Here is a 15,615-nt window from a genome sequence, read left to right on the forward strand (position 1 = left end):
TCAGTCGGCGCCGGTCAGCGAGGTCGCCGGCAGCCAGTCGGCGTCGAGGAGCTCGGCGATCTGCTGCAGCCCGGCGGTGTCGCCGCCGGCGGTCGAGCCGGTGACCGCCAGCCGCTCGACCATCACCCGGGCGACGTCCTCCTCCACGGTGTCCTGCGCGAACGCGACCCGCCACGGTGAGACCTGGTGGTCCCGGTGCGTGCGGCCGGTGACCTGCCGGGCAGCGATCCCGGAGAACCGTGGCTGGTGGAACAGCCCGACCCGCGGCGTGGTCGACGCAGTACGGCCCCCGGGCAGCACCTCACCGGCGTGCAGGCTGATCGAGGCGGTCACGGTGAACACGCACACCGGCGCCTCCCCGCTCTGGAAGCGCAGCCGCTCGGCCTCCACGTCGAAGCGGTCCCGCCCGTAGATCGAGGCGACGGCGACGCCGCCGTCCAGCAGGGCCTCCCGGATCGGGTCGGCGGCGGTCTCGACGAACTCCACCGACACCGCGACCTGCCGGTCGGCCTCCACCTGGGCCTTCACCCAGTCGACCGTCGCCGCCGCCCGGATCAGCCCGGCCTTCTGCCGGAACCGCAGCAGCGCCGCCCGGCCGCGCGCGGTCTCCCGCTTCCGGCGGGCCAGCTGCATCTCCGCACGGAACTCCGACCACTCTGCCTCGTACTGCGCCCGCTCGGCCGGGGTCAGCTCGACCGGGGTGCCGGTGACCGACACCGGACCCCACGGGGCAGGGCGGTGCAGCGTGGCCGGCGGGTCGGTGTCGGCCAGCCAGCTGCGCAGCCGGGTCAGGTCGGCCCGGCGCTCGTCGGCGTCCTCGGTCCAGCTCCAGCCGTAGCGGGCACGTTCCACGTGGAACCCGTGCGCCGCGAGCCGGCTGGGCAGGTCGGCCCACTCCTTCAGCGGTTCCCCGTGGACGGCGGCGAAGTGCGGCGCCAGGTAGGGCAGCTCCAGCGGGGTGTGTGCCGGGGTCGCGGTGGCCAGCAGCACGTAGGGCGCGTCCTTGACCCGGCCGGCGCCGGACACCGACTTCCAGTGCTTCCACCGTTGGGTGGTGGTGTGCCGCACCATGTGCGCCTCGTCGGCGATCACGACGTCGAACCGTGCGCCGGTGGCCTTGGTCAGCCCGGCGACCTTGCCCAGCCGGTCCCAGGTGGTCACGCACCAGCGCAGGCCCTGCCCCTGCGCTGCAGCGCCCCCGAAGGCCGCGATCGAGCGGGCCCAGTGCGGCACCGTGATCGCGGCCGGCCGATCGGCGACGACGAGCACGGTGCGCACCGGCCGCCGCGCGGCGATCTGCGCGACGGCCAGGATCGCGGTGCCGGTCTTGCCCACCCCCGGGTCGTCGCCGAGCAGGAACATCCGCCCACCCGCGGCCTCGTGCGCGGCGATGACCGCCGCCCCGGTGAGCTGCTCCGGCCGGGGCGACATCGGGCGGCCCGCCGGCACCGGGCGGGGCTCGGCGTTGAGCTCGTCCTCGAGGAACCGTTCCAGGCTGTGCGGCGGTGGGTCGTAGGGCGCCAGCGCCGCGGGCAGTGTGGCGCCCACGTACACGTGGGCGGACAGGCCGGCGTGCCAGCTCGCGCCCGGCGCCGGCGCACGGAACGGGACGGCGAGCACCCAGACCCGCTCCCCCGGCCCGGCGACCGGCAGCTCGGCGGCCAGCTTCGGCGCAGCCTTGCGGGCGGCTGCCTTCCGCTGTGCGGCCTTCCGGGTGGTCGTCGTCGTCCGCGTGGTGCTGCTGCGGGTCGAGCTGGTGGGGCGCCGTCGGCGTCCGGGCACGGGGGATCTCCTGGGGGTCGACGACCGGTCCCGGCGACGCTACGGGCGCCCACCGACACCCAGGCGCAGCGACATGTGCTGCGATCAGCGCATGACCGAGGACATCCGCCTGTCGGCCCGCACGGTCGGCGACTCCGGGCCCCGCGTGGTCTTCGTGCACGGCCTGTTCGGCCAGGGCCGCAACTGGACGACGATCGCGAAGGCGCTGGCCGCCGACGGGCACCGGGTCACCCTGCTCGACCTGCCCAACCACGGGCACTCGCCGTGGACCGACCGGGTCGACTACGTCGACATGGCCGAGTACGTCGCCGCCGAGCTGGCCCAGCTGGGCGAGCCGGTGACGCTGGTCGGGCACTCGATGGGCGGCAAGGTGGCGATGCAGCTGGCGCTGCGCCGGCCCGAGCTGCTGCGCGCCCTCGTCGTCGTCGACATCGCCCCGACCGACTACCCCGAGTCCGGCGGTCGCACCGAGGACCCCGACGAGGAGGCCTCACCGTTCGCCGCGTTCATCACCGCCATGCAGGGCATGGACCTCGAGGAGCTGGAGACCCGGGAGGACGCCGACCAGGCGCTGCGCGCCGCCGTCCCCAGCACGATGGTGCGGTCCTTCCTGCTGCAGAGCCTGGTCCGGGACGGCGTCGGGGAGGGCGACGGCTGGCGCTGGCGGCTGAACCTGGAGACCCTGGCCCGCGACCTGGGTGAGCTGCGCCGGTTCCCCGACCCGCCGCCGGGGGCCAGCTACGAGGGGCCGGTGCTCTGGATCGCCGGGGCGAACTCCACCTACGTGCTGGAGGAGGACCGGCCGCGGATGGACGAGCTCTTCCCGACGACCCGGCTGGTCCGGGTGAAGAACGCCGGGCACTGGGTGCACTCCGAACAGCCCGAGGTCTTCCTGGAGACCGTGCGCCGGTTCCTGGCGCAGGTCGAGGGATGACCACCTGGCCCAGGCCGGTACCGCTGATCGGCGACGGCACCGCGGCGTCCGAGCGGGCCGCCGACCCCGCCGGCTGGGCGCTGCCGGCGGCCGACCGGGCCGGGCTGTACCGGACGGTCGAGGCCCGCCGCGACGTCCGGCGGTACCGGCCGGACCCGGTGCCCGACGAGGTGCTGACCCGGGTGCTCACCGCCGCGCACCAGGCGCCGTCGGTGGGGCACAGCCAGCCGTGGCGGTTCGTCGTCGTCCGGGACGCCGGCATCCGGGACACCGCCGCCGTCCTCACCGACCGGGAGCGGCTGCGCCAGGCCGCCCAGCTCGACCCGGACGCCGCCGCCCGGCTGCTGGACCTGCAGCTGGCCGGGGTACGGGAGGCGCCGCTGGGCGTCGTCGTCTGCTGCGACCGGCGGACGCCGGCGGCCGGCGTGCTGGGCCGGGCGACCTTCCCCGACGCCGACCTGTGGAGCTGCGCAGCTGCGATCCAGAACCTGTGGCTGGCCGCCCGGGCGGAGGGACTGGGCGTCGGCTGGGTGACGCTGTTCCGGCCCGAGGAGCTCGCCGACCTGCTCGGGCTGCCCGACGGGGTGGTCACCCTCGGCTGGCTGTGCCTGGGCTGGCCCGACGAGCGCCCGCCGGCCCCCGGCCTGGAGCGGGCCGCCTGGTCGCGCCGGCAGCCGCTGTCCGACGTCGTGCTGGCCGACCGGTGGCCGGCGGAGGAGGCCGCGCCCGCACCGCCGCCGTCCCGGCTGCGCAGCCCCGCACCCGCTGCGGTCGTCGGCGCCCGGGACGACGCCGACCGGCTGCTCACCCCACCGGGGTCGCTCGGCGTGCTGGACGGCGCGGTCGCCCGGGCGGTGGCCCTGGGCCTGGGCGACCTGACCGGGGGCGTGCTGCTGCTCGCCACCGCCGACCACCCGGTCACCGCGCACCACGTCTCGGCCTACCCGGGTTCGACCACGCGGGACGTCGCCACCGCCGCGGTCGCCGGGGTGGCCCTGGGGGCGACCGCCGCCCGGTCGGCGGGGCTCGGCCTGGTCGTGGTGGACGCCGGCGTCGCCGGCTCTGCGGTGCCCGGGGCGGTCGCTGCCCGGCCGGCCGGGGCCCGCGGGGACCTGGTGACCGGGCCGGCGATGACGGCTGCGGACACCGCGGCGCTGCTCGCGGCCGGCCGGGCGCTGGGCGCCGAGCACGGGCGGGCCGGGCTGGTCGCGCTCGGCGAGGTCGGCGTCGGCAACACCACGGTCGCCGCCGCCCTGGCCGCCGCACTGTTGCACGTGGAACCAGCCGACGTCGCCGGGCTCGGGTCCGGGGCGGACGCAGCCATGGTCGAGCGCAAGCGGGACGTCGTCGCGGCGGCGCTGGCCCGGGCCGGCACCGGCCTGGACCCGCAGACCGCGCTCGCCGAGCTGGGCGGTCCGGAGCTGGCCGTGCTCGCCGGGGTGGTGCTGGGGGCGGCGGAGGCCGGGGCGGTCGTCGTCCTGGACGGCTTCGCCACCGCGGTCGCCGCGCTGGTCGCCGTCCTGCTGGAGCCGGCGGCGCAGTCGGCGCTGGTGGCCGGCCAGCGCAGCCGGGAACGCGGCTGCGACGCCGTCCTGCAGGCCCTCGGCTGCGAGCCGCTGCTGGACCTGCGGCTGCGCGCCGGCGAGGGGGTGGGCGCGGTGCTCGCTGCCGGGCTGCTGCTGCAGGGGCTGCGGCTGCGCCGGGAGACCGCCCGGGTCGGCTCCTAGCGCGGGTCGGCCGGTGCGGCGTCGACCCGGATGGCGATGAGGGCGACGTCGTCGTCGGCACCGGCGGCGGGCAGCAGCGTCTGGACCACCCGGTCGCACAGCTCGTCCAGCCCCAGGCCGGCGGCGTCGGAGACCACGTCGACCAGGCGCCCGAGACCCTGGTCGAGGTCCCGAGCGCCGCCCGGGCCGGCACCGTTCTCGATCAGGCCGTCGGTGTAGAGCAGCAGGGTGGAGCCCGCCGGCAGCGCCCAGCGGTGCTCGGGGCGCGGCTGGTCGGGCAGCACGCCCAGCGGCAGCCCGACCGGGTCGGTGAGGACGTCGACCCGGCCGTCGGCGTGCAGCACCAGCGGTGGGGGGTGCCCCGCCGACGACCAGCGGACGGTCCGGTCGGCACCCGGATCGCGCGCGATCTGGGCGACGAGGACGGTGGCGAACACCCCGTGCCCGAGGGTGTCGCAGGCGGCGTCCACGGCGGTCAGCACGGCGCCGGCGGCCGTGGTGCCGTCGTGGCCGGCCATCCGCAGCATCGTGCGCAGCTGGCCCATCGTGGCCGCTGCCTCGATGTCGTGGCCGGCGACGTCGCCGATGATCAAGCTGGTGGCGCCCCGCGCGTCCAGGTAGGCGTCGTACCAGTCCCCGCCCACCAGCTGGGCGTCCCCGGCCGGCTGGTACCGGGCAGCCAGCTGCAGGTTCTCCGGCCGGGGCAGCACCGGTGGCAGCAGCGCCCGCTGCATCGTCTCCGACACCGACCGCTGCCACGCGTAGGCGAGGGCGTTCTCCACCACCAGTGCGGCGCGGTCGGCCATCGCGGTGACCAGTTCCTGCTCGACCTCGGTGTAGGACGCCGCCGCACCGGTCCGGGCCACGAGCAGCACCGCGATCACCGCACCGCGGCTGGTCAGCGGCGCGACCAGGGCGCTGCGCACCCCCAGCCGGGCAGCGGCGTCCTCCTGGGCGGTGGTCAGCGGAGCGCCGGAGGGCACGTCGATCAGCTCGACCCGGCCGGTGGCGGCCACGTGACCCGGGCCCGAGGCCTCCCCCACCCGGCGTCCGGCGCCGTGGACCCACTCCTCCAGGACGGCGAGCTGCTCGGGGTCGGAGTGGCGGACGGCGACCGGCGACAGGCTGCCGTCGCGCTCCACGATGCAGACGTAGGCGAGGTCGCCCAGCGCCGGGACGGCCAGCCGGGCGATCGCCTGCCAGACGCCCGCGGGCTCCAGCCCGGAGGTGAGCAGATCGCCGATGCGGGACAGCAGTGCCGCCCGGTCCGCCTCCGCGCGGGCCTCCGCGCGGGCCTGCTCGGCCTGGGCGGTGGTCACCCGGAGCGCGACCTCACGGGAGGCGATGGCCGCGAGGTCCTCCAGCAGCTCGACGTCGTCCGCGGTCCACTCGTGGACGTCGGTGTCGACCACGCAGAAGCTGCCCAGCACCTGCCCGTCCGGGGTGTACACCGGGAAGCCGGCCCACGCGCGGACGCCCACGCCCCCGATCGACGTGATGTCCCGGGTCCGCTGGTCGGCGGCCACGTCGACCAGCACCATCGAGCTCCCGTCCAGCACGTGCTGGCAGAAGGACTCCTCGACGGTGGTCTGGCCCGGGCTGTCCGGGGCCATGCCCTGGTGGCTCAGCCAGTAGGCGCGCTCGTCGTCGACGACGGTGAGGAGGGCCAGCGGCGCCCCGGTCAGCCGCCGGGCGAGGGCGGTCAGCCGGTCGAAGGACTCCTCGGCAGCACCGTCGAGCAGGTCGGTGGCGCGCACGGCGGCCACCCGTTCGGGGGCGTTGACGATCTGCTGACCGGTCACCGGGCAGGACGCGGAGGAGCTGCCGGGATCGGAGTGTGCACAACAGCAGTGAACACGACGGGGCTGACGGTCGGGGGAGCATCCTGGTCCGGTGACCGACGAGTGGGTGCACGCCCGGCTGCACCCGGCGTTGCGCCCGTTCGTGGCCGGTGCGGTGGGCTACCGGTACGGCGGGTCCGCGTCGGGGGTGCACCGCGGGCTGCCCTCGCCGTCCCTCACCTTCGTGGTCACCCTGGACGAGCCGCTGGTGCTCGCCGCGCACCCCGATCCCCAGCAGGCACCGGGCCGCTACGACGCGCTGCTGGGCGGGCTGCACACCCGTCCGGCGCTGATCACCCAGACCGGGTGGCAGGCCGGCGTCCAGCTGGCGCTCAGCCCGCTGGGCGCGCGGGCACTGCTCGGTCTGCCGGCGGGCACGCTGGCCTCTCTCGACTGCCCGGTCGCCGACGTGCTCGGCCCCGACGGCGCCGAGCTGGTCGATCGGGTGCGGTCCGCGCCGGACTGGGCCGGCCGGTTCGCGGCCCTGGAGCACGTCCTCCTCCGCCGGCTCCAGGCCGACAGTGCGCCGGCCCCCGAGGTCGTCCAGGCCTGGCGGCTGACCCTCGCCTCCGGCGGGCGGCTGCGGGTCGCCGACGTGGCCGGGCGGGTGGGGTGGTCCGAGCGGCACCTGCTCACCCGGTTCCGCGCCGAGACCGGGCTGACCCCGAAGGAGGCGGCCCGCGTCGTCCGGTTCGACCGGGCCCGGCGGGCGCTGGCCGCCCGGGTTGCCGGTGGTGGCCCGCCCGACCTGGCCGCGCTCGCCGTCGCCACCGGCTACGCCGACCAGGCGCACCTGACCCGCGAGTGGCGGGCGTTCAGTGGCCTCCCGCCGACCCGGTGGCTGGTCGCGGAGCTCGGATTCGTCCAAGACAGCCGGACGTCGGTGTCGACACCCTGAGCCCATGACCGACACCCGAACCGCTCCCCCGCCCACCGTCTGGCCCGCCTTCCGGGCCCGGGACGCCCGGGCGGTCATCCGCTTCCTGGTCGACGCCCTCGGCTTCGAGGAGACCGCCGTGTACGGCGAGGGCGACGTCGTGCACCACGCCCAGCTGGACTGGCCGCCCGGCGGCGGGGTGATGCTCGGCTCGGTGCGCGACGACGGTGGCTGGACGGTCGCCCCGGGCAGCACGGGTTGCTACCTGGTGAGCGACGACGTCGACGTGCTGTTCCATCGCGCGGTCGCAGCCGGCGCCGAGGTCTTCAGGCCACTGCAGGACACCGACCACGGCGGGCGCGAGTTCGCCGTCCGCGACCCGGAGGGCAACCTGTGGAGCGTAGGGAGCTACCGAGGCGAGCCGCGCCGTAGCTGAGCCCTTCGCTCCACGACCGGCGCCGGGCTCATCCGTCGGGAGGGTCGGGGCTGTCCGCCGCGCCGATCGGCTCCTAGGGTCGGGGGCGTCCGGCCCGTCGGGGCGGCTCCGCACGCGCGGCGATCACGGGGGACGAGCAGATGAGCCAGGACGACGGCAGTCAGCACCCGGGTCCGCAGGGGCACGGGACCCCGTCCTACGGTCCGCCCTACGGTCCTCCGCCGGGTCCGCCCTACGGCCCGCCGGGAGCGCCCTACGGTCCGCCCCCGTACGGCTACGGCTACCCGCCGCCGCAGCGCACCAACGGGCTCGCCATCGCCTCGATGGTGCTGGGCATCGTCTGGCTGTACTGGATCGGCAGCATCCTGGCCCTGGTCTTCGGCTACGTGGCGAAGAAGCAGATCCGCGAGCGCGGTGAGGGCGGCGACGGCATGGCGACCGCGGGGATCGTGCTCGGCTGGGTCGGCATCGGCGTCCTCGCCATCCCCCTGGTGCTGGCCATCGCGGCCGGCCTCAGCTGAACAGGCCGCGGACGTCGTCGGCGGTGAGCGCCCCTGAGGCGAGCGCGCCGTCGCCGACGACGCGGGAGAACAGGGCCTGCTTGCGCGCCTTGAGCTCCATCACCTTCTCCTCGATGGTGCCGACGGCCACCAGCCGGTAGACCATCACCGTCTTGTCCTGCCCGATCCGGTGCGCCCGGTCGACCGCCTGCGCCTCGCTGGCCGGGTTCCACCAGGGGTCGAGCACGAAGACGTAGTCGGCCTCGGTGAGCGTGAGCCCGAAGCCGCCGGCCTTGAGGCTGATCAGGAACACCGGGGCGCCGCCGGTGCGGAACTCCTCGATCCGCGCGTCCCGGTCCCGGGTCCGGCCGTCCAGGTAGACCCAGTCGATGCCCTCGGCGGTCAGCCGGTCGCGGATCGAGCCGAGGAACCGGGTGAACTGGCTGAAGACCAGCACCCGGTGCCCCTCGGCGACGACCTCGCGCAGCTGGTCCAGGAAGGCGTCGGCCTTGCTGGAGCGGACGTCGGCGTACGCCGGGTCGATCAGCGCCGGGTCCAGGCTCAGCTGCCGCAACAGGGTGAGCGACCGGAAGATCGTCATCCGGTTCTTCGACATGTCCTCGACCAGGCCGAGGACCTTGCTCCGCTCGCGCTGCAGGTGGGTCTGGTAGAGCTTCTCGTGCTGGGGGTTCAGCACGACCTCGAGCACCTGCTCCTGCTTGGGCGGCAGCTCGGCGGCCACCATCTCCTTGGTCCGGCGGCGCATCAGCGGGCGGATCCGCCGCCGCAGCACGGCCAGCTTCTCCGCGTCGCCGTCCCGCTCGATCGGGATCCGGTAGAACTCGGTGAACCGCTCCGGGTCGGGGAAGAGCCCGGGCGCGACGATCGACATCAGCGCCCAGATGTCCATCACGCTGTTCTCCAGCGGCGTCCCGGTCAGCGCCAGCTTCACCGGCGCCGGCAGCATCCGCGCGCACTGGTAGGTGCGGGCCTGGTGGTTCTTCACGAACTGGGCCTCGTCCAGCACCAGCCCGCGCCACGACAGCGACGTCCAGGAGTCGGCGTCGATCCGGAACAGGGCGTAGGAGGTGACGACGACGTGCGCGCCGGCCACCCGGTCGCCCAGCGTGGTGCCGGCCTTCCGTTCGGTCTCGTCCACGGCCACCACCCGCAGCCCGGGGGCGAACCGGGCCGCCTCCCGGGTCCAGGTGGAGACCACGCTGGTCGGCGCCACCACCAGCACCGGGGCCGCGTCCAGCTCACCGGCCTCGTGCGCCCGGCACAGCAGCGCCAGGGTCTGCAGCGTCTTGCCCAGGCCCATGTCGTCGGCGAGCACCCCGCCGAGCCGGTGGTCCCAGAGGAAGGACAGCCAGCCGTAGCCCTCGCGCTGGTAGGGCCGCAGCTCGGCGACCAGGCCGGCCGGTACGGGCGGCGGCTCCGCGGTCTCCGCGTCGATCAGCCCTCGCACCTCACGGGTCCAGCGATCGCTCTGCTCGGTGACCACCCCGAGCCCCAGCAGCTGCTCCCAGAGCCCGGCGGAGAAGCGGCTGACCTGCACCTCGTCCCCGGGCAGGTCCCGCAGCTCCCGGGCCTCCTCGATCAGCAGTCGCAGCTGCTCGAACTCCGGGCGCTGCAGGGAGAACCAGGTGCCGCTGATCAGCGCCAGCCGGGTGCGCCCGGCGGCCAGCGCCGAGAAGAGCGTCGCGAACGGCACGTGCTGGCCGTCCATCGTCACGGTGATCCCGAGGTCGAACCAGTCGGACTCCCGGCTGTCCCGCGCGGCGAAGCTGATCTGCGGCGCGGAGGTGGTCTGTCGGTAGGACGTCGGGGTGCCCACCACGGTCAGGTCGACGCCGGGGTCGGCACGCAGTGCGGGGAGCACCTCGGTGGTGAACTCCAGCGCCTCCATGCCGGCCAGCTCGACCCGCGCGGCCAGCCGGCGCTCCGGCGTCCACAGCTCGGCGACCCCACCGACGGGGCCGGGCAGCCCCTCGACCAGCAGCTCCTCGGCGGCCAGGTCGCGGCCGTCGGCCGGGCCGGCCTCCGTGCCCGGGGTGTAGGACCGGTCGGCGTAGCGCACCGACCAGGCCACCGTCACCGTCGCGTCACCGGGGTAGCGCACCTCGGCGGCGAGCCGCGGGGGCGGGACGTCGGTGATCTCCACCGAGCCGTCAGCGGAGATCACCGGCACGGCCTGCCGCAGCCCCGGGTAGAAGTCGCGGCGGAACCGGTCGACGTCGCCGGCCGGGATGCCGATGACGCCTCCCCGGGCGACCAGGCCCGCCAGCACCGGGGGCACCGGGGAGTCGAGCCGGGCGAGCACCAGGCCCGGCGCACCGTCGGGTGCCTCGTCCCGGGCCGGACCGTCGACGGTGACCCCGTGCGGGGGCATGCCGAGGAAGGAGAGCGCGGCGGGGGCGACGGATCGTCCGTCGACCCGCAGGACGGCGGACAGCTCGGTGCGGTCGCCGCTGTCGCGCAGGTCGACCGCCACGTCCGCCTCGGCCTCGGCCAGCACCACCGGCCGGGGGGAACGGTCGGCGGTCACCAGCGGGACGCCGTCGGCCACCGCCTCGGCCAGCAGCCGCCAGAGCCCGGGGCCGAACTCGTGCAGGTACACGTCGACCGGGGCGTACGAGTAGAACTGGTTCCGCGCGGCCTGGTGCGTGGCGTGCAGCGCCCGCATGGAGGCCACGTGCGCCGGGTCCCAGCCGGCCCGGCTGTTGTCGTACTGCAGCTGCCGCCAGGAGATCCCGGTGCGCACCCACTGCCCCCGCTTGCCCGGGACCACCGGCCGCAGCCGCACCAACCGCTGCCGGGTGCCCGGTGCGCCGACCGAGCTCCGCCCCTGCCCGGGGGCCTGCTCGACCAGCTCGAACTGCAGCCCGATCGGCACCGCGGTGCGCGGCCGCCGGTCGGCGGCCGCGGCCACCAGCTCCTCGAGCTCCTGCTCCCACCCGTTCGCCACCGGGGACGCCCTCAGGCTCGACCGCAGCGACAGCAGGACGGCGACCGCGTGCTTGCAGTCGTCGCCGACCGGGCACGTGCACGCCCCGGCCCAGCCCACCCGGCCGCCGTCGGTGCGCACCACCGTCGTCCGGTAGGGCTCGGGTGCGCCGCCCTGGACCAGACCGGTCAACCGCCGTGCGTCGTCGGCCAGCCGGACGTCGAGGACGCCGCGGGCGACGTAGGGGCGGGCCCGGTCGAGCACGTCCGCGCCGACGGCGTCCGTCAACGCCGCGTCGGTGACCATCTCCCGCCAGTCACCGAACACCCGGCCAGGTTACGGCGGGGCACCGACACCGGTGGCCCAGGTCGCGGTGACCGGGCGCTCGGCGCGAAGATCAACGCATGAGCTCCGACCGCGCCGGCCAGCCGGCCCAGCCCTCCGACCTGGTCGACGTCCCGCACCTGGTGACCGCGTACTACACGGTCGAGCCGGATCCGCACGACGTCGCCCAGCAGGTCACGTTCGGCACCTCCGGGCACCGGGGCTCCTCGCTGGACGGCGCGTTCAACGAGCCGCACATCCTGGCCACCACCCAGGCGATCTGCGAGTACCGCGCCCAGCAGGGGTACGACGGCCCGCTGTTCGTCGGCCGGGACACCCACGGGCTGTCCGAGCCGGCCTGGGTGAGCGCCCTGGAGGTGCTGGCCGCCAACGACGTGACCGTGCTGGTCGACGCCGCCGACCGGTACACGCCCACCCCCGCGGTCAGCCACGCCATCCTGCGGGCCAACCAGGGGAAGACCTCCGGGCTGGCCGACGGCATCGTCGTCACCCCCTCGCACAACCCACCCCGGGACGGCGGCTTCAAGTACAACCCACCCTCGGGCGGGCCGGCCGACACCGACGCCACCGGCTGGATCGCCCAGCGGGCCAACGAGCTGCTGGCCACCGGTCTCGACGGGGTGCGCCGCATCCCGATAGCCCGGGCCCGGGCCGCGGCGCAGTCCTACGACTTCCTCGGCACCTACGTCGACGACCTGCCGCAGGTGCTGGACCTGGAGGCGGTGCGCAGCGCCGGGGTGCGGATCGGCGCCGACCCGCTCGGCGGGGCGAGCGTCGACTACTGGGGTGCGATCGCCGAACGGCACGGTCTGGACCTCACCGTCGTCAACCCGCTGGTCGACCCGACCTGGCGGTTCATGACGCTGGACTGGGACGGCAAGATCCGGATGGACTGCTCCTCCCCCTCGGCGATGGCCTCACTGATCAGCGCGAAGGACCAGTTCCAGATCGCCACCGGCAACGACGCCGACGCCGACCGGCACGGCATCGTCACCCCCGACGGCGGGTTGATGAACCCCAACCACTTCCTGGCCGTGGCGATCTCCTACCTCTTCAGCCACCGCGACGGCTGGGGCGCCGAGACGGCGGTGGGCAAGACGCTGGTGTCCTCCTCCCTGATCGACCGGGTCGTCGCCGACCTGGGGCGCCGGCTGGTCGAGGTGCCGGTCGGGTTCAAGTGGTTCGTGCCCGGCCTGCTCGACGGGTCGGTCGGGTTCGGCGGCGAGGAGTCGGCCGGGGCGTCGTTCCTCCGCCGCGACGGTGGGGTGTGGACGACGGACAAGGACGGCATCCTGCTCGCCCTGCTGGCCTCGGAGATCCAGGCTGTGACCGGGAGTTCCCCCTCGGAACTGCATGCGTCACTGACGCAACGGTTCGGGGAGTCTGCCTACGCCCGGGTCGACGCCGCAGCGACTCGGGAGGAGAAGGCCGCGCTCGGCAAGCTCTCCCCCGACGCCGTCACCGCCACCGAGCTGGCCGGCGAGCCGATCACCGCGAAGCTCACGACGGCGCCCGGCAACGGCGCCGCGATCGGCGGGCTGAAGGTCACCACGGAGAACGCCTGGTTCGCCGCCCGCCCCTCGGGCACCGAGGACGTCTACAAGGTCTACGCGGAGTCCTTCAAGGGCCCCGACCACCTCGCCCAGGTCAGGGAAGAGGCCAAGGCCGTCGTCTCCGCCGCCCTCCAGAGGTGACGCCCGGGGGCAGAAATGGCATTTCTGCCCCCGCTCACGAGTCCAACGCGAGCCGGACGCGGGCGATGACGGACTCCAGGTCACGCAGGTCATGGGCGGCCAGCCGGATCACACGCCAGCCGGCGGAGAGCAGGCGGGCGTACCGCGCGTCGTCTCGAACGATCTGCTCAGCGTCGAAGTGGTGGGCACCCTCGTACTCGACGGCCAGTCGTTCCTCGGGGAAGCCGAGGTCCACCCGCGCCACCTCAACGCCGCCGTCGAGGACCGGGAGCTGCGGGACGGGGCAGAGACCTGCCAGCACGAGCGCGACCCGGACCCTCGACTCCGGTGGGGACTCGGCCCGCGGATCGACGAGTGGGACCGCACGTCGGACCTTTGTGACACCCCAGCGACCGATGCCGTGCTCCGCCATCGTCGCCAACTCGTGCTCGGTCACGCGGCCGGCGCGGACCATGGCATCGAGCGCGGCGATGGCGGTGCCCAGCGGTTCCAGGGCGGCGACGTCCCATGCGGTTCGACGGGCCGTGGTGACGGGGACGTCGTCGATGAGCACGACGTCGGACGGCCGCAGAGCGGTGCGGTGCACCCGGACCTCGCGCGGACCCCTCCACTCGACGTCCGGTTGCCGGACGACGGTCACCGGGTCACGGGCCCCGGCGAAGGGTGCACCGTGCCAGGCGGCCGCCGAGTGACCTCCGATCGCTGCGCCGTCAGGCAGCAGCAGCGCCACACCCCGGCACCGCAATCGGTGGTCGAAGGGCAGGGCTGGATCGGCGTACACGCCCTGGACGAGCCGCCGGTAGCTCAACGTGCGCAGTTCCTTGACGGTCAGGTCCCCGGCTGCCACGGCGTGGCTGCCGACGAAGACGCCGGTGAGGCGATGAGTGCGATTGGACACCCACGAGAGACTGGCGGAGTACCCGTCGGCCCTGCTGCCGTCGTCCACAGGTCCGGCCCCCGAGGGCAGAAATGGCCATTTCTGCCCTCGGGGTCAGGCGGAGCGGCGCGGGGTCAGGTGACGTCCTCGTCGACCCAGTCCAGCGACTTGGTGACCGCCTTCTGCCAGTTGCGGTAGTAGCGCTCCCGCTCCTCGGTGGGCATCTGCGGGTCCCAGCGCTTGTCCTCGGCCCACTTGGCGGTGAGCTCGTCGAGGTCGGACCAGAAGCCGACGGCGAGGCCGGCGGCGTAGGCCGCACCGAGCGCGGTGGTCTCGGGGATCTTCGGCCGGATCACCGGGACGCCGAGCAGGTCGGCCTGGAACTGCATGAGCAGCTCGTTGCCGACCATCCCGCCGTCCACCCGGAGCTCGGTCAGGTCGACCCCGGAGTCGGCGTTCATCGCGTCCAGCACCTCGCGGGTCTGGTACGCGGTCGCCTCCAGGACGGCGCGGGCCAGGTGGCCCTTGTTGACGAACCGGGTCAGCCCGACGACGGCGCCGCGGGCGTCCGCGCGCCAGTGCGGCGCGAACAGCCCGGAGAAGGCGGGGACGAAGTAGGAGCCGCCGTTGTCGTCGACCGTGCGGGCCAGCTCCTCGATCTCCGGGGCGGTCTTGATCATCCCCAGGTTGTCCCGGACCCACTGCACCAGCGAGCCGGTGACCGCGATCGAGCCCTCCAGCGCGTACACCGGCTTGGCGTCCCCGAGCTGGTAGCACAGCGTGGTGAGCAGCCCGTTCTCCGACGGGACGGCCTCCTCGCCGGTGTTGAGCAGCATGAAGTTGCCGGTGCCGTAGGTGTTCTTGGCCATGCCCTTGGTGAAGCAGACCTGGCCGAACGTGGCCGCCTGCTGGTCACCGAGCGAGCCGGCGATCGGCACCCCGGCCAGGAAGCCGGCCTTGCGGCCCTTGCCGTACTCCTCGGAGTTGGAGCGGATCTCCGGGAGCATGGACATCGGGATGCCCATCTCCTCGGCGATGTCGGCGTCCCAGGCCAGCTTCCGGTAGTCCATCAGCATGGTGCGGGAGGCGTTGGAGACGTCGGTGAGGTGCAGCCCGCCGTCCGCTCCGCCGGTCATGTTCCAGATCAGCCAGGAGTCGATGGTGCCCATGAGCAGCTCGCCGCGCTCGGCCTTCTCCCGGGCGCCGTCGACGTTGTCCAGGATCCAGCGGACCTTGGGGCCGGCGAAGTAGGTGGCCAGTGGCAGGCCGACCTTGTCCTTGTACCGGTCGGCGCCGCCACCGAGGGCGCCGAGCTCCTCGCAGATCTTGCCGGTGCGGGTGTCCTGCCAGACGATCGCGTTGTAGACCGGTTCCCCGGTCGCGCGGTCCCAGACCACCGCGGTCTCCCGCTGGTTGGTGATCCCGACGGCGACGATGTCGGAGGTGCCGGCGTCGCTGCGGGCCAGCGCCTGGCCGACCACCTCGCGGGTGTTCCGCCAGATCTCCATCGCGTCGTGCTCGACCCATCCCGCCCGCGGGAAGATCTGCTCGTGCTCCTTCTGGCCGACGGACACGACGGCGCCGTCGTGGTCGAAGATCATGCACCGGGTGCTGGTGGTGCCCTGGTCGATGGCGGCTACGTACTGGGCCATGCG

The 15,615-nt window shown here is 74.6% G+C and carries 11 protein-coding genes; 6 read left to right on the top strand and 5 right to left on the bottom strand.

What is annotated here, in order from left to right; genetic code table 11:
- Positions 1–1,782 (bottom strand): DEAD/DEAH box helicase family protein, encoded by a 1,782-nt coding sequence (locus O2V61_RS10465; RefSeq protein ID WP_269183247.1) that lies wholly within the window; start codon positions 1,780–1,782, stop codon positions 1–3.
- Positions 1,783–1,873: 91 nt separating this feature from the next.
- On the opposite strand from O2V61_RS10465, the gene O2V61_RS10470 reads away from it, so the two are divergent.
- A complete protein-coding gene (locus O2V61_RS10470; protein ID WP_269183248.1) occupies positions 1,874–2,716 on the top strand; it encodes an alpha/beta fold hydrolase in 843 nt (280 codons plus the stop codon).
- Complete coding sequence (bluB, locus tag O2V61_RS10475; RefSeq protein ID WP_269183249.1) at positions 2,713–4,443, top strand: 5,6-dimethylbenzimidazole synthase; 1,731 nt, start codon at positions 2,713–2,715, stop codon at positions 4,441–4,443. The genes O2V61_RS10470 and bluB overlap by 4 nt, the downstream gene beginning before the upstream one ends.
- Here bluB and O2V61_RS10480 read toward each other — a convergent pair.
- Entirely contained in the window at positions 4,440–6,245 is a 1,806-nt protein-coding gene (locus O2V61_RS10480) for a SpoIIE family protein phosphatase (protein ID WP_269183250.1), read from the bottom strand. The two genes, bluB and O2V61_RS10480, sit on opposite strands and share 4 nt — an antisense overlap.
- Before the next feature lie 91 nt (positions 6,246–6,336).
- Here O2V61_RS10480 and O2V61_RS10485 point away from each other — a divergent pair, with 91 nt between their 5' ends.
- The 3 genes from O2V61_RS10485 (at position 6,337) to O2V61_RS10495 (ending at position 8,118) form a co-directional block, all read left to right on the top strand.
- Complete coding sequence (locus O2V61_RS10485; RefSeq protein WP_269183251.1) at positions 6,337–7,182, top strand: helix-turn-helix domain-containing protein; 846 nt, start codon at positions 6,337–6,339, stop codon at positions 7,180–7,182.
- Positions 7,183–7,186: 4 nt separating this feature from the next.
- Positions 7,187–7,597 (top strand): VOC family protein, encoded by a 411-nt coding sequence (locus O2V61_RS10490; RefSeq protein ID WP_269183252.1) that lies wholly within the window; start codon positions 7,187–7,189, stop codon positions 7,595–7,597.
- 140 nt (positions 7,598–7,737) lie between these two features.
- A complete protein-coding gene (locus O2V61_RS10495) occupies positions 7,738–8,118 on the top strand; it encodes a DUF4190 domain-containing protein (RefSeq protein WP_269183253.1) in 381 nt (126 codons plus the stop codon).
- Here O2V61_RS10495 and O2V61_RS10500 read toward each other — a convergent pair.
- Positions 8,111–11,371, bottom strand: a complete 3,261-nt coding sequence (locus O2V61_RS10500; RefSeq protein ID WP_269183254.1) for a DEAD/DEAH box helicase — start codon at positions 11,369–11,371, stop codon at positions 8,111–8,113. The genes O2V61_RS10495 and O2V61_RS10500 overlap by 8 nt on opposite strands.
- A gap of 77 nt (positions 11,372–11,448) precedes the next feature.
- Here O2V61_RS10500 and pgm point away from each other — a divergent pair, with 77 nt between their 5' ends.
- On the top strand, positions 11,449–13,083 hold the full coding sequence (pgm, locus tag O2V61_RS10505; protein ID WP_269183255.1) for a phosphoglucomutase (alpha-D-glucose-1,6-bisphosphate-dependent): 1,635 nt from the start codon (positions 11,449–11,451) through the stop codon (positions 13,081–13,083).
- Positions 13,084–13,117: 34 nt separating this feature from the next.
- Here pgm and O2V61_RS10510 read toward each other — a convergent pair whose 3' ends face one another.
- Positions 13,118–13,981 carry an endonuclease domain-containing protein gene (locus O2V61_RS10510; RefSeq protein WP_269183256.1) on the bottom strand — a complete coding sequence of 288 codons (864 nt, stop codon included), beginning with the start codon at positions 13,979–13,981 and terminating at the stop codon, positions 13,118–13,120.
- A 113-nt stretch (positions 13,982–14,094) separates the two neighbouring features.
- Positions 14,095–15,612, bottom strand: coding sequence for a glycerol kinase GlpK (gene glpK / locus O2V61_RS10515; protein ID WP_269183257.1), 1,518 nt, complete (start codon positions 15,610–15,612; stop codon positions 14,095–14,097).
- Between the last annotated feature and the right edge of the window lie 3 nt (positions 15,613–15,615).

Origin of the sequence: Modestobacter sp. VKM Ac-2985, assembly GCF_026967925.1 — a bacterium.
GTDB lineage: Bacteria > Actinomycetota > Actinomycetes > Mycobacteriales > Geodermatophilaceae > Modestobacter.

Excerpts from the sequence above, each read along its gene's own strand:
- O2V61_RS10495 (WP_269183253.1), top strand. The coding sequence starts at position 7,738 with ATGAGCCAGGACGACGGCAGTCAGCACCCGGGTCCGCAGGGGCACGGG.
- bluB (WP_269183249.1), top strand. The coding sequence starts at position 2,713 with ATGACCACCTGGCCCAGGCCGGTACCGCTGATCGGCGACGGCACCGCG.
- glpK (WP_269183257.1), bottom strand. The coding sequence starts at position 15,612 with ATGGCCCAGTACGTAGCCGCCATCGACCAGGGCACCACCAGCACCCGG.
- O2V61_RS10470 (WP_269183248.1), top strand. The coding sequence starts at position 1,874 with ATGACCGAGGACATCCGCCTGTCGGCCCGCACGGTCGGCGACTCCGGG.
- pgm (WP_269183255.1), top strand. The coding sequence starts at position 11,449 with ATGAGCTCCGACCGCGCCGGCCAGCCGGCCCAGCCCTCCGACCTGGTC.
- O2V61_RS10490 (WP_269183252.1), top strand. The coding sequence starts at position 7,187 with ATGACCGACACCCGAACCGCTCCCCCGCCCACCGTCTGGCCCGCCTTC.